This window comes from Xanthomonas sp. AC360, assembly GCF_979258225.1.
Genome location: NZ_OZ409846.1, coordinates 1,549,598 through 1,563,226 on the forward strand (window position 1 = coordinate 1,549,598; position 13,629 = coordinate 1,563,226).

At 64.3% G+C, this 13,629-nt stretch carries 10 protein-coding genes and 1 pseudogene; 10 read left to right on the forward strand and 1 reads right to left on the reverse strand.

Features of this window, described 5'->3' with window-relative positions; all coding sequences use genetic code 11:
• From glgB to ACZZ0O_RS06535, 7 genes are all read left to right on the forward strand, one after another.
• Window positions 1–2,184, forward strand: coding sequence for a 1,4-alpha-glucan branching protein GlgB (glgB, locus tag ACZZ0O_RS06505; RefSeq protein WP_463592406.1), 2,184 nt, complete (start codon window positions 1–3; stop codon window positions 2,182–2,184).
• Between the two features lie 316 nt (window positions 2,185–2,500).
• Window positions 2,501–2,788: a hypothetical protein gene (locus ACZZ0O_RS06510; protein ID WP_463590326.1), complete on the forward strand. Its 288-nt coding sequence runs from the start codon at window positions 2,501–2,503 to the stop codon at window positions 2,786–2,788.
• Entirely contained in the window at window positions 2,778–3,050 is a 273-nt protein-coding gene (locus tag ACZZ0O_RS06515) for a hypothetical protein (protein ID WP_463590327.1), read from the forward strand. The genes ACZZ0O_RS06510 and ACZZ0O_RS06515 overlap by 11 nt, the downstream gene beginning before the upstream one ends.
• Window positions 3,047–4,609, forward strand: coding sequence for a PepSY-associated TM helix domain-containing protein (locus ACZZ0O_RS06520; protein ID WP_463590328.1), 1,563 nt, complete (start codon window positions 3,047–3,049; stop codon window positions 4,607–4,609). The genes ACZZ0O_RS06515 and ACZZ0O_RS06520 overlap by 4 nt, the downstream gene beginning before the upstream one ends.
• Before the next feature lie 145 nt (window positions 4,610–4,754).
• Window positions 4,755–5,222: a metallophosphoesterase family protein gene (locus tag ACZZ0O_RS06525; RefSeq protein ID WP_463590329.1), complete on the forward strand. Its 468-nt coding sequence runs from the start codon at window positions 4,755–4,757 to the stop codon at window positions 5,220–5,222.
• Between the two features lie 229 nt (window positions 5,223–5,451).
• Window positions 5,452–5,994, forward strand: a complete 543-nt coding sequence (locus ACZZ0O_RS06530) for a hypothetical protein (protein ID WP_055853889.1) — start codon at window positions 5,452–5,454, stop codon at window positions 5,992–5,994.
• Window positions 5,995–6,436: 442 nt separating this feature from the next.
• Complete coding sequence (locus ACZZ0O_RS06535; RefSeq protein WP_463590330.1) at window positions 6,437–6,709, forward strand: hypothetical protein; 273 nt, start codon at window positions 6,437–6,439, stop codon at window positions 6,707–6,709.
• A 61-nt stretch (window positions 6,710–6,770) separates the two neighbouring features.
• Here the strand turns inward: ACZZ0O_RS06535 and ACZZ0O_RS06540 are convergent.
• Window positions 6,771–6,935, reverse strand: a pseudogene (locus ACZZ0O_RS06540) (lysophospholipase); the annotation flags it as partial.
• A gap of 281 nt (window positions 6,936–7,216) precedes the next feature.
• Between ACZZ0O_RS06540 and ACZZ0O_RS06545 the strand changes: the two are divergent.
• From ACZZ0O_RS06545 to ACZZ0O_RS06555, 3 genes are all read left to right on the forward strand, one after another.
• A complete protein-coding gene (locus ACZZ0O_RS06545) occupies window positions 7,217–7,615 on the forward strand; it encodes an STN domain-containing protein (protein WP_463590331.1) in 399 nt (132 codons plus the stop codon).
• A gap of 158 nt (window positions 7,616–7,773) precedes the next feature.
• Entirely contained in the window at window positions 7,774–10,482 is a 2,709-nt protein-coding gene (locus ACZZ0O_RS06550; RefSeq protein WP_463590332.1) for a M16 family metallopeptidase, read from the forward strand.
• A gap of 211 nt (window positions 10,483–10,693) precedes the next feature.
• On the forward strand, window positions 10,694–13,519 hold the full coding sequence (locus ACZZ0O_RS06555) for a M16 family metallopeptidase (RefSeq protein WP_463590333.1): 2,826 nt from the start codon (window positions 10,694–10,696) through the stop codon (window positions 13,517–13,519).
• Window positions 13,520–13,629: the final 110 nt, after the last annotated feature.

Consider the following 13,629-nt stretch of genomic DNA (forward strand, 5'->3'; position numbering starts at 1 on the left):
ATGACAGCAGTGACCAATCGATGGGACCCCGGCGTGGTACGCGCCCTGGCCGAAGCGCGCCACGGCGATGCGTTCGCCGTGTTGGGCGCGCACCCGACCGACGCAGGGCGCTTGCTGCGCACCTACCTGCCGGGCGCCGGCCATGTCAGCGCCGTGCTCGACGACGGGCAGACGATTGCCCTGGAGGCTGGCCCGGAAGCGGGCCTGTTTGCCGGTGAGTTGCCAGCGCACGGTGCGTATCGGCTGCGCATCGGCTGGCCCGGCGGCGAGCAGGAGACGGCTGACCCGTACGCGTTCGGGCCGCAGCTCAGCGACTTCGACCTGCACCTGATCAGCGAAGGCCACCATCTGCAATTGGCCGATGCGCTGGGCGCGAACGTGGTCGAGGTGGACGGCGTGCGCGGCACGCGCTTTGCGGTGTGGGCACCCAATGCCTCGCGCGTGGCGGTGGTGGGCGACTTCAATAGTTGGGACGCGCGCCGTCACCCGATGCGGCTGCGTCACCAGTCCGGCGTGTGGGAGCTGTTCGTGCCCGATGTCGGCCCCGGGGCGCATTACAAATATCAGCTGCGCGGCCCGCATGGCCACGAGCTGCCGGCCAAGGCCGACCCGGTCGCACGTCGCGCCGAGCTTGCACCCGGCACCGCTTCGATCGTGGCCGACCCTACGCCGCACCAGTGGAGCGACGACGGCTGGATGGCCACGCGTGCGCGCCGCCAGGCGCACGACGCGCCGATGAGCGTCTACGAGATCCATGCCGGTTCCTGGCTGCGCGAAGAAGGCGTGGACCTGGACTGGGATGGTCTGGCCGACCGGCTGATTCCGTATGTGGCCGACATGGGTTTCACCCACGTCGAACTGATGCCGGTGACCGAGCATCCGTTCGGCGGCTCATGGGGCTATCAACCCTTGGGCTTGTTCGCACCGACCGCGCGCTTTGGCTCGCCCGATGGCTTTGCACGCTTTGTCGATCGCTGCCACCGCGAAGGTATCGGCGTCATCGTGGACTGGGTGCCGGCACACTTTCCCACCGACGCGCACGGCCTGGCGCATTTCGACGGCACCGCGCTGTATGAACACGCGGACCCGCGCGAAGGCTTCCATCGCGACTGGAATACGCTGATCTACAACCACGGCCGCCGCGAGGTGTCCGGGTTTTTGATCGCCAGCGCGCTGGAGTTCCTGCAGCGCTTCCACGTCGACGGGCTGCGCGTGGATGCGGTGGCCTCGATGCTGTATCGCGACTACAGCCGCAATGCCGGCGAGTGGGTGCCCAATATCCATGGCGGACGCGAGAATTACGAAACCATCGCGTTCCTGCGCCGGCTCAACGACGTGGTGCGCGAGCACACCCCGGGTGCGGTGATGATTGCTGAAGAATCCACCGCGTTTCCCGGCGTCACCGCCGATGTCGCGCATGGCGGCCTGGGCTTTCACTACAAGTGGAACATGGGCTGGATGCACGACACCCTGCATTACGCGGGGCTGGACCCGATCTACCGCCGCTACCACCACGGCGAGCTGACTTTCAGCATGGTCTATGCGTATTCGGAGCGCTTCGTGTTGCCGATCTCGCACGACGAAGTGGTGCACGGCAAGGGCTCGTTGCTGGGCCGCATGCCGGGCGACGACTGGCAGCGGTTTGCCAATCTGCGTGCGTATCTGGGTTTCATGTTCACCCACCCCGGGCGCAAGTTGCTGTTCATGGGCTGCGAGTTCGGCCAGCCCACCGAATGGAATCACGACGGCGGCATTCCGTGGCACTTGCTCGACGACCCGCGCCATCGCGGTGTGCAAACACTGGTGCGCGATTTGAATCGGCTGTATGTGCAATACCCGGCATTGCACGCATACGACGACGATCCATCCGGGTTTGCCTGGGTCGTCGGCGATGACGCGGCCAACAGCGTGCTCGCGTTCCTGCGCAAGGGCAAACGCGGCGATGCGCCGGTGCTGGTGGTGATCAACTTCACCCCGGTGGTGCAGCACGGTTATCGCATCGGCGTGCCGCAGGGCGGCCAATGGCGCGAAGTATTCAACAGCGATGCCGGCATCTATGGCGGTGCCAATCTGGGCAACGGTGGCAGCGTGACCGCCGAGCAGCAATCCATGCACGGCCACGCCCAGTCGTTGCCGCTGCTATTGCCGCCGCTGGGCGTCATCGTGCTCACGCCGCACGGCTGATGCACCCGCCCATCGCCGGACGACTGGTCCGGCGATGGAGCACCTGCTAAATTCGCGCCTCATGCCGCCCGGGGAGGGTGGCTGGGCACAGCCGCCGCCATGCCTTCCGTGGACCGTCTTTACGGGAGTTGCGCGTGCGTGTGTTGAACGATGTTGTTGTATCCAGACCTGCCGTGCGTGCTCGCACGTGCGCCAGCGTGCTGCGCGGCGCGCAGTGGCGCCCGGTTGGGCAAGCTGACTGGCCGCGCATTGCCGCGATCGCCAAGCCAGGCGCATGCGCAGCTGTGTGCAAGCGGGTGGTCGCATGATCTGGCTGATGACCTGCGCGTATTTGCTTGCCGCTGCAGGCGCGGCGACCGCCTTTTATCTGGCAACCAGCCATCAACGCGTGTGGCAATCACGTGCCCCCTTGGTGCGCGCGCTGCGTCTTGGCGGTTGCGGTTTGTTCGCACTCTCGCTGGTGTGCGCCATCGCGGCCCTGGGACTTTGGGCCGGCATCTTTGCCGCGCTCACCACCCTGATGCTGTCAGCCATCGTGCTGCCGTGTGCGGACATGTGGCAGCACGCACGTGCGCAACGCAGGCAGGTGCGGCATGTGGGCTAGATGGCTGGCGTCGGTGGTGCTGGGGTTGCCGTTGGCGGTTGCGGCGGTGGGGCTATGCGCGTTGTTGCTACCGGGGCCGCGCCAGTCCTACACGCTGGCGTGGTTGCTGCTGATGTTTCCGGTGTGGATCGGCGCAATGGCCTGGCCATTCGCGTTTCGTAGCGCTGCGCGTGCCTGGCTGTGGCTGGGTGGGTTGACGGTGCTGTGCTACCTCGCGCTGGCCGCCATCAAGGCGCTGGGCTGGACGGAGCTGCAGGCATGAAGGCAGCGACGCTACGTCTGTTTTTGTCGGTACACAGCTGGATGGGTCTGCTGGCCGGCATGGCCTTGTTCATTGCGTTTTATGCCGGTGCGATCACCGTGTTTACGCATGAGCTCAGCGCCTGGCAGCCTGCGCCGGTGGTCGCGGAGACGGCGCCTGCCGACCCGGTTGCCGCCGCGCAGTCCTTGCTGGACACCGTCATCGCCACGCATCCGCAGGTGGCCGAATCGTTCCTGCTGCTGTTGCCGGGCGAGCACGGGCCGATTCCACGGCTGTACTGGTATGGCGCGCAGGTCGATGCCAGCGGCGGCATGCGCCAATACCAGGCAGCGCCGGATGGTGGCTTGCTGGAGCTGCCGCAGCGCGTGGGCTTTGCCGATTTCCTCTACGACCTGCACTTCACTGCTGGCCTGCCGCGGGTGGCCGGGACCTATCTGTTCGGCGTGGTGAGCGTGTTGTACGGGCTGGCGTTGGTCAGTGGCGTGGTGCTGTATGCCCCAGTGTTCTTCAAGGATCTGTTTGCGCTGCGGATCGGTGCCAACCTCAAGCGCCTGTGGCAGGACGCACACAATCTGGTCGGCATGTTGTCGCTGCCGTTCCATGTGATCTTTGCCTGGTCCGGCGCAGTGTTGTGTCTGGGTGTGTTGCTGCTGGCGCCATTTCAGTTTCTGGTGTTCGACGGCAAGTTGATGCAGATCCTGGAGCCGGATTTCGAGCTCGCACCGCATGTGGCGCCAGCCAAGCGCACTGCACCGCTGCTGCCGATTGCGACCTTGCTGGACACCGCGCGCGCAGCCAGCCCGGGCTTCGTGCCGGAGAGCCTGGCCTTCCACGATGCCGGCGATGCCAACGCGCGGGTGGAGGTCTATGGCCATCACCACCAACGCCGGCTCAACACGCTGGGAGGTGTGGCGCTGGACGCTACCACCGGCCAGGTGCTGCGCGTGCTGGCACCCGCCACCATGTCGCCCGGCACCGCCGCGTTACGTGGGCTGCAGGCGTTGCACTTCGGCAACTTCGGGCATGCCCCGGTGCGCTGGCTGTATTTCCTGCTGGGCCTGGGCGGCGCATTCCTGTTCTACAGCGGCAACCTGTTGTGGATCGAAACCCGCCGCAAGCGCCGCCAACTTGCGCAACCGCGTCGTACCCATGCAATGGCGCGCCTCACCGTAGGCATTTGCCTGGGCAGTGTCGCCGGCATCTCTGCGTTGTTTATCGCCGCGCGCGTGTTGCCGCAGGGTCAGGAACGCAGCGTGTATTACGCGGTCTTTGCGGCCGTGCTGGTGTGGGCGCTGATCCGCCCCACTGCACGTGGTGCGTACGAGGTGTTGCTGGCCTGCGCTGGATTGACGGCGCTGATTCCACTGGCCAGCTGCTTATCGGCGCACGGTGTGATGCTGCCGTGGCAGGATGCGACGGCACTGGTCGCGGACCTGATTGCATTGGTGTTGGCATGGGCGTACTGGCAACTTGCGCGTGCGAGCAAGCGGCGCGGACTGCAGGGCGATCCCAGCAGCGTCTGGGCCTGGAAAGCGCGCGCAATACACCGCGCCGATTGATGCCCGGCCGCCACGGTCTGCCGGCGGACATCTGCGGCGGAACGTTTGGTTGCTGACCATGCTGCTGGCTCGACAAACTGGCATGTTGACGCGACGGCATCATCCAGCAGTGCATCCTCATCGCCCCCACCTTCACACACAGCCGATGATGGCTACCGCCTTACGCATTGGCCTGATTTCCGACACGCATGGCGTACTGCGGCCCGAAGCCGTGGCTGCGCTGCAGGGCTCCGCGGCGATCATCCATGCCGGTGATGTGGGCAAGCCGGAGATTCTTGTTGCGCTGCAGGCACTGGCACCGTTGCATGCAATCGCCGGCAATATCGACGACAAGCCATGGGCCGCGGGTTTGCCGCAGACGCTGGATCTGCTGATCGATGGCGTGCGCCTCCATGTGCTGCATAATCTGAAAACGCTGGCACCGGGCGTGGCGGCAGATGTCATCGTCAGCGGGCATTCGCACAAACCCTCGATCCAGGCGCGCGATGGCGTGCTGTACATCAATCCGGGCAGTGCCGGTCCGCGTCGTTTCAGGTTGCCGATCAGTGTGGCAACGTTGTGGTTGGGTAATGGACCGCCGCGCGCGGCATTGCAGGTGTTCGAGCCGCATTGATTCCATGGGCGACTGCAACGAGTGGCGGATTGGCGAGCTATGGCAGCACGCGCATGCTCAACCGGTCTGCTGCTGTGCTATCCGAAGATGATGAGCTTGCGCAGGCGCAAACAATGGTCTGCGACGCAAGCGCAACCGCCCAGCCAATTCAACGCCGCTCAAAAGCGCGGCTGCTAGCGTGGCGGGCGCCGCCATGCGATGGTAATACCACCGGCTCTCGGGATAATCGATGCGCATTCTGATCAAACTATTGAAGCGTCTTGTGCTGGCATGTGGGATCGTCGCAGCAGCGGGCGTGCATCTGTGGATGGTATTAGGACTACAGCAACGCCTTGATACCATCGTCAGCATGCACGAACAGTTGCAGCGCAGTGGACTCGGGCAGGTCACGTCTTTGCGCGGGATACCGCAAGTCTGCGGGGAAACCGATTATTTTTTCGGAGACATGTACTACTTCTACGCTGTCGATGTGGCGAGTATTCCAGAAACGTTCTGGGAAAGTCACGCGGCGCGCGGAATTTGGTACCGAGGCCCTGACAAGTATGACGAATTTGATCTATTTAAATTTGAAATGCCATTAGATCACTTGCAGGGATGTCCAAAACCCCCTGAAATGAATTCCTCACGCTTTTTCTTCGCCCGGGTGTCGAACCCAGCGGATTATGCTGGTCCGGACTTGCCATCTTCTTTGAATGCAATTAACGTCATGGCCTATGACACCGAGACATCAAGGATTTACTGGGTGTACCAGCGTTTCTCTGGTTTTCCGTAGCACCGCAGGTGTGGGATCCATTCCCTGGCCGGAGAGGATTGACGGCGAAGATGGATTTTCCGAAGAAGAATCATCGGTTTTCCACGTGAAACCCTAGCAGGCGCTGCGATCAGAAGCCTCTGCCATCGACTTGCTGACAAACCAACACTGTGCTTGATGAAGATGGTCTCTGTTGTCGGCTGAAAGCTCACGGGAGCATTGCTCAGATCTTTCCTGGAGCGTGTTATGACTGTTGAGAGAGCGTTGCTGTTTTCTGTGCCCGCTCCTGGCCGGTATAGCCCTGATCTACAAAAGCAATCTTGATCGCTGCGCCAGCGTATCGATCGCCATGTGCACCTTGCTCTCGTTTTTGCTTGTGCAGCCATTCGGAGCCACCGATACTTCCACGGAAGAGTCCGCCAACGCGGCGGGCGTCATGATCGACTCTTAGGACACGCGCCACATGGATCGCACGCAAGCCGATGCCATCGCCGAAGCCATCATGCTGCCGGACACGCGCGCGCGGCTGCAGCGCGAACGCAAACGTGCCGCGCAGGCACGCCGCCTTGCGCGGCGCCGCGGGGTGGCGGGAATCTCGCTGCCGTGCATGGCGATCGGGGCGCTGGTGGCTCACTTCAACGGCCAGGGGTTTGCCCATGGCATCGTGGTGGGAGGTCTGATCGGCGGGGGGCTCGGCTTGGCGCTGTACTGGTTTCGCGAACGGCGTACCGGCTGAGCGCCACGCCTGGTCGAGCATCGGTTTGCAGATGCCGGGTCGCCCTCGCTGGTTTGTGGCCCTAGGGAATCAACAGCGGCCGCAGCGCAGGCAACTGCTGCGACAACTCGTCGGCCACAATGGCGGCGAACAACTCCGCGCCGTCCGGGCCGAGATGCGTGTAGTCGAACGCGCGTTTGGCCTGGCCCATCGGCTCGGCGCTGGCGTTGTCCTGCGCTGTGGCAGTGGCGTTACTGGATCAACACAAGCACCTGTCGATAGCCGCCGCACCGCAGGTGATGTCGGCAGTGATTGCTGGCGCACGCACCGCCGAGCAGGCGCAGGCGCGGAGCCAATCGACACGGCACCGTCCCGCACCGCTCAGGGCACCTCAGCAGCGGCTGCACCGTCGCGTGTGCAGCCGTACCGGTTGCCCGCAGGATGTGCACATAAGGAAGCGTCGCTGTGCTTCGTCCTTGAGTCATGAGGTCCAGGCATGCCGCGCGGGCCGCTTTGCAAGGGAACGACATGTGCTGGAAGAAAGTGTGCGCTGTGCCGCTGCTGTCATTGCTGCTGACGGCGGCAGCGACTGGGCCGGCAGAGATCTGGCGCTTCGATGTTCCCGCGCAAACTGCCGCCAGCGGGATCGCTGCTTTCTCACGGCAGGCCACGACAGTGCAGATTCTGGTTTCGCAGGACGCGGTTGCCGCACGCCGTACCAGCAGCCTGAAAGGGGCCTACCCGATCGAGTCGGCATTGACGGTCCTGTTGCGCCACAGTGGGTTGCGCTGGCTCAAGACCGGGCCAGGGACCTACTCGATCGTGCTTGCCGAGCAGGCCTCCAGTGCCGCGCAATCGCATTCCATGCAGCCTGCAGGAGCTTCGGCACCGGTCCATCAAGTGGCACGACCAGGGGCATCGCTATGAGAACGTCTGCGAAAAAAAGGACTTTTCCCACTCGCTTGTACGTTGGCCTGCTTGGGCTGGCATTGGTATCGAACGTCGTCAGCGCGGTAGCAAGCGCATTGCCAGCGGCGACCACGGTGACCAATGCGGAACGTGTGGCTTCGGAGGAGCCTGCGCCGTTGGCGGAGCTCGTACGCGCGATCCATATTCCGTACCAGAGTTTCACGCTGCAGAACGGCTTGCGCGTCTTCGTGCATTCCGATCACCGCGCCAAGATGGTCACGCTGACCGTCGACTACAACGTCGGCTCTACGTCCGAGCCTGCGGGTCGAACCGGATTCGCGCACCTGTTCGAGCATCTGATGTTCAACGGCAGCGAGAATGCGCCGGGTGACTACGCACTGCCATTGCAGCGGCTGGGTGCCGAACTCAATGGCGTCACGATGCCTGATCGCACCAGCTATTACGAAAGCCTGCCCACGCCCGGGTTGGAGCAGGCGCTATTTCTGGAAAGCGACCGCATGGGGTATCTGCTCGGTGCACTCACCCAAACCAAGCTCGACGAGCAGCGCGGCGTGGTGCAAAACGAAAAGCGGCAGGCCGACAGCAAGCCGCTGGCGATCGTGCGCTACCGCGTGCGCGAGCGGTTGTATCCGCCGGGACATCCCGCTGCGCACGAGGTCTTCGGCTCGATGGCTGACCTGGACGCGGCAACACTGGATGACGTCAAGGCCTGGTTCCGTGCCCACTACGGGCCCAATAACGCGGTCCTGTCGATGGACGGCGATATCGACATTGACACCGCCAAGCGGTTGGTCGAGAAATACTTCGGCGCGATCCCGGCCGGCCCGTCCAATCTGCCACCGGTCGCTCCGGTCCCGACCTTGCCCAGGCGGCTGGAAGACACCTTGACGGATCGGGTGTCCACACCGCACCTCTACCGCGCCTGGGCCGTTCCCGGCGAGGCCGATCCGGTGGCTGCATCACTCAAGGTGGCGGTGGCCACGATGGCGCAAATGGGATCGTCCTACCTCAAGCAACGGCTGGTGCAGCAGGAAAAGAGTTTCAGCGCGCTTGCGGTCACGCTGGACACCTCGGTGCATTCGGGGATCGTCATGATCGATGGCAGCGTGGCGGCCGGGGTGGATCCGGTGCTGGCAAGCCGCCAGCTGGATGCCGCCATCGCCAGCATGCTGACCGCCCCTGTGTCGGCCGACGACATAGACCTCTATGTCACCCGCCAGCTCGCACAGCAGCTCGCCGCGCTGCAGACGCCCTCCAGCAAGCTCGCTGTGGTGAACGAAGGGCTGCGCTTGGGCAAGGGGCCGGACTTCTACAAGACCGAGTTGCAGACGTTGGCCGCACAAACGCCAGCGCGCGTGCAGGCAGCGGCAGCCACCTGGCTCAGCCGGCCCGCGTACGCGTTGACGGTCCTGCCAGGGGCGCCAGCGGCATTCGCGTCTGCCGCCGTGCCTTCCGCACGCAGTGTGGCCGCCACTGTCGACCCGGTGGTTGCCGGAACCCGCGGTGGCCTGCCGCCAGTGGGTGTGTTCGGCGCCATCGCTTTTCCGCAGGCGCAGCAGCTGCGCCTGAGCAACGGCATCGAGGTGATGTATCTGCGCAGCGGCGATGTGCCGTTCACCCAGATCACCATCGATGTCGATGCCGGCGTCGTGGCCGATCCGCTGCAGCGGCCTGGCACTCACGCCATGGTGCTGGGATTGCTGGACAAGGGCACCACCAAGCGCAATGCCGATGCGCTTGCGATCCAGCGCGACCGACTTGGCGCATCTACCAGTCTGGAATCCGACCCTGACCGCACCACCGCCAAGCTGTCGGTACCCAGCGCCAACCTGCGGCCGGCGCTGACGCTGCTGGCGGACATGCTGCGCTTCCCCGCGTTCGACCCGAACCGGATCCAGGAGCAGCGCGACGAGATGATTGCCGGCATCGCTGCCGCCGACACGGACGGCTCCATGCAAGTGGGACGCACCTTGCTGCAGCTGATCGATGCCGACTCGCCTTATACCCGTCACCAGGGGCCGCAAGATGCGGACGCGGTGAACGCGATCAGCCGCGAGGATCTGATCGCCTTCCACCACGCCTGGTTCCGGCCAGACAAGACCAGCATCTTCGTCAGCAGCGATCTGCCAGCAGAGGTCGTGCAGCAGCTGCTCGAGCGCAGCTTCGGCGATTGGCGGTCGCAGGGCGCACCGGGGCGCAAGGACCTGCCTGGACCGGCCAAGGCGGCGTCGCCGCGCATCGTGCTGATCGACAATCCGGATTCGGATCAGTCGATGATCCTGGCCGGGCAGGCGGTGGAGACGCGCAATCGCGGGCGTGTGTCCGACGCCACGCTGGCCAACATCGCGCTCGGAGCGAGTTTCTCGAGCCGCTTGAATACCGAGCTGCGCGAAACCAAAGGGTGGAGCTATGGCGTCGATGGCCGCTTCGATACCCTCAAGATGGCGACCCGCTACCTGGTCAATGCGCCGGTGCAACAGGACAAGACCGGCGAGACGATCGCCACGATCCGCCGGGAGATGTCCGAGTTTCTGGGCAAACGCCCAATGACGCGCGAAGAATTCGACTTTGTCATCGAGGGCCAGATCAGGAAGTTGTCGGTGGCCTATGGCGATGCACAAAGTTATCTGGATGCCATTCGTGAGAATCGCTTGCTCGGCCGCGCCGACGCATATCAAACGACGCTGGTCGAGGGCTATCGCCGCCTGGACCGCGAGACGGCGCAGGCGGCGCTGCAGCAGTCGATTGATCCGGACAGGTTCGTCTGGGTCGTGCTCGGCGACGCGGCAAAGGTCGAGCCGCAGCTTGCCCAACTCGGGCTTCCGGTGACGGTCATCCCCGCTGCCGCCGCAACAGCGCCGTGATGCGTGCAGGCCCGGGTGAGAAGACACGCCGGGCCTGCACTGCGCCGGTGTGCTGTCACGACGTCGGCCTGCGGCGATCCTGGCGAGACGGGGCGCTGTGTGTTGCCTGCGTGCCGGATAAGGAAGCGGCCCGACGCTTCGTCTAACAAGCAATGTTGCCGTCTGCGTCGTCCGACGCAGCGTCGCTTTTTGCCATGGGAATCCTTGCACAATGAACCCAAGAAACGTCACAACCTGCGTCGTCGCCGGCATTGCGGTGATTGCGTTCGGTATCGCCCAATGCGCGGTTGCTGCGCCACCTACGCCGACGTCGCTCACAGCGCTGGTGCGCTCGGCGGACATTCCCTTCGAAACGTTCACCCTGGACAACGGCTTGCGGGTGATCGTGCACACCGACCGTAGCGTCAAGCTGGTCTCGGTCAACGTCATCTACGACGTTGGCGCCAAGCATGAGCCGGCCGGGCGCAGCGGCTTTGCGCACCTGTTCGAGCACCTGATGTTCAGCGGCAGCGAAAACGCGCCTGGCGATTTCTTCGCTCCGCTCAAGGTCGCCGGTGCCACCGCCCAGAACGGCATGACCCAGAGCGACAAAACCAGCTATTACGAAACCGTGCCCACGCCCGCGCTGGAACGGGCGTTGTTCATGGAGAGCGATCGCATGGGACATCTGCTCGGCGCGATCTCCCAGGTCAGGCTCGATGAACAGCGTGGCGTGGTCAAGAACGAGAAGCGCCAGGGCGACAACGAACCCGGTGGCTTGGTCGAGTATCGCCTGACCGAGCGGCTGTTTCCGAGCGGGCATCCCTATGGTCACAGCGTCATCGGCTCGATGGCCGATCTGGATGCGGCCACCCTCGACGACGTCAAGGCATGGTTTCGCAACCACTATGGCCCCAACAACGCCACGGTCACGCTGGCTGGCGATATCGATACGGCCACCGCGCGCCAGTTGATGGTCAAGTACTTCGGCGACATTCCTTCCGGCCCGCGCGCGCAGCGGCCGGTCGCGCCGATTCCATCGTTGCCCAAACGTTTGGACGAGACCATGACAGATCGGGTCTCGGCCACATCGATCATCCGCGTGTGGACGATTCCGGGACGCAACGATCCACGTTCGATCCCGTTAGAAGCCGCCGCCGGCGTGATGGGAGCGCTCGCGACATCGCCGCTGCAGGAGGTTCTGGTCCGTGGCGAAAAATTGTTCACCGGTGCCGCTGCCAGCGTCAATTTGTACGATCAAGGCGGCATGTTCGTCGTCTCCGGCGAAGTGGCTGAGGGTGTCGATCCGGTACGCGCAGGCCTGCGCCTGGATGAGGTGGTTGCTGCGTTCCTGCGCGACGGCCCCAGCGTCGATGCGCTGCAGCGCTACGTCACGATGGATCTCACCAACGCCATCAGCGGGCTGGATTCGGTCTCCAGTCGTGGCTACGCGCTGGCCGACGGCAGCCTGCTGGATCAGGGGCCGGGCTATCTGAAAGAGCGCGCCGTTGCGCTTGCCGCGCAGACGCCAGCGCAGGTGCGCGCTGCGGCAGCGCAATGGCTGGCTCGCCCGGTCTACGCATTGACGTTGGCACCGGGTCCACGCGTGGGCTACGAAGAGTCGCAGGCCAGCGAGCGCGCGCCTGCACCGAAAAAGACCGCAGATGCTGCAGCGGTGGTCGGCACGCGCGGTCCGCTACCGGCGATCGGCACCTTCACCGACCTGGCCTTTCCCAAGGTCGAACACGCGCGACTGTCCAACGGGATCGAAGTGATCTACGCGCAACGCAGCTCCAGCCCGATGAGCTATGCCTCCATCGAACTGGATGCAGGCATTGCGGCCGATCCGCAGGATGCAATCGGTACCCAGAATCTGCTGCTGTCGCTGTTGCAGCAGGGGACCGGTACGCGCAGCCAGAAAGAATTTGCCAGCGCTCTGGAACGGTTGGGTGCGCAAATCGCGACCGGCAGCTCCAGAGACCGGACCAGTCTGACGGTGGTTGCGCCTGGCGGTAATTTGGCACCGGCGATCGACCTGTTGTCGGACATGACCCGCAATCCCGCGCTTGTCCCGGCCGAAATCGAACTGCAGCGCAGAACCTTGCTGGCTGGCATCGCGCAGGAGGCCACCGACCCACAGTCGCTTGGCAGCGCCGCAATGCTGCAACTGATCAACCCGGCATCGCCCTACGCCAAAGACAAGGGAACCGGAGATGCAAAAGTGCTTGCCGCATTGCGCCGCAGCGATCTGCTTGCATTTCAGCGTGCCTGGTTTCGGCCTGACAAAGCCAAGGTGTTTGTGGTCAGCGCCCGCCCGCTTGCCGAGATCCAGCCGATGCTCGAGCGTAGCCTCGGCGACTGGCGGTCGACCGGGACGGCTGGAGTGAAGGATTTCTCGGCAGCGCCACGCCCTGCCGCGCCGCAGATTGTGCTGATCGATCGCCCGGACTCGGCGCAAGCGATGATTCTGGCCGGGCAGTACACCGCCTTGAAGGGGACCGACGAGCTCACCGCATTGGAAGTGGCCAACGATGGCCTGGGTGGCGGCATCCTCAGCCGCCTCAATGCAGACCTGCGCGAGCGCAAGAACTGGACGTACGGCGTCCGCGCAGGCTTTCGCACGCCAGCGCATTCGATCAGCTATTCCGTCGTCGCTCCGGTGCAGTCGGACAAGACCGGCGCCTCGATCAGCACCATCCGCGAGATCATCCAGGCGTATGTGGGCAGTCAGCCGATGACCCAGGCCGAGTTCGAGTTGGCAGTGGACAGCCGCGTGCATGCGCTACCGGGCGAGTTCGCAACCTCCAAGTCGATTCTCGATGCGATGCGTTCCAACGATATCTTCCAGCGCCCCGACGATTACGACAACCGTCAGACCAGCCGCTACCGCGCGCTCACACTCGCCGATGCCCGTGGGGCAATCGGGGCGGTGGTCGATCCGTCCAAGCTGGTTTGGGTCGTGGTCGCCGACGCGGCCAAGGTCAGGCCGCAGTTGGAAACGCTCGGCCTGCCGATCAAACTGGTGCCTGCCGATTCGGACGTCGCTGCGCAACCTTGATGCGCACGCCGGTGATCGCCGCCCGACTCGGCCGGCGATCACCGCAGCAGTCAGTGCATGCCTCGAACGGCGACGCCACGTCATCCCACGCAGGGCAGCGATGGGTGGGT

Coding starts and splice junctions, on each gene's coding strand:
- ACZZ0O_RS06515 (WP_463590327.1), top strand. CDS start 2,778: ATGTGGGCTAGATGGCTGGCGTCGGTGGTGCTGGGGTTGCCGTTGGCG.
- ACZZ0O_RS06520 (WP_463590328.1), top strand. CDS start 3,047: ATGAAGGCAGCGACGCTACGTCTGTTTTTGTCGGTACACAGCTGGATG.
- ACZZ0O_RS06530 (WP_055853889.1), top strand. CDS start 5,452: ATGCGCATTCTGATCAAACTATTGAAGCGTCTTGTGCTGGCATGTGGG.
- glgB (WP_463592406.1), top strand. CDS start 1: ATGACAGCAGTGACCAATCGATGGGACCCCGGCGTGGTACGCGCCCTG.
- ACZZ0O_RS06545 (WP_463590331.1), top strand. CDS start 7,217: ATGTGCTGGAAGAAAGTGTGCGCTGTGCCGCTGCTGTCATTGCTGCTG.
- ACZZ0O_RS06510 (WP_463590326.1), top strand. CDS start 2,501: ATGACCTGCGCGTATTTGCTTGCCGCTGCAGGCGCGGCGACCGCCTTT.
- ACZZ0O_RS06555 (WP_463590333.1), top strand. CDS start 10,694: ATGAACCCAAGAAACGTCACAACCTGCGTCGTCGCCGGCATTGCGGTG.
- ACZZ0O_RS06525 (WP_463590329.1), top strand. CDS start 4,755: ATGATGGCTACCGCCTTACGCATTGGCCTGATTTCCGACACGCATGGC.
- ACZZ0O_RS06535 (WP_463590330.1), top strand. CDS start 6,437: ATGGATCGCACGCAAGCCGATGCCATCGCCGAAGCCATCATGCTGCCG.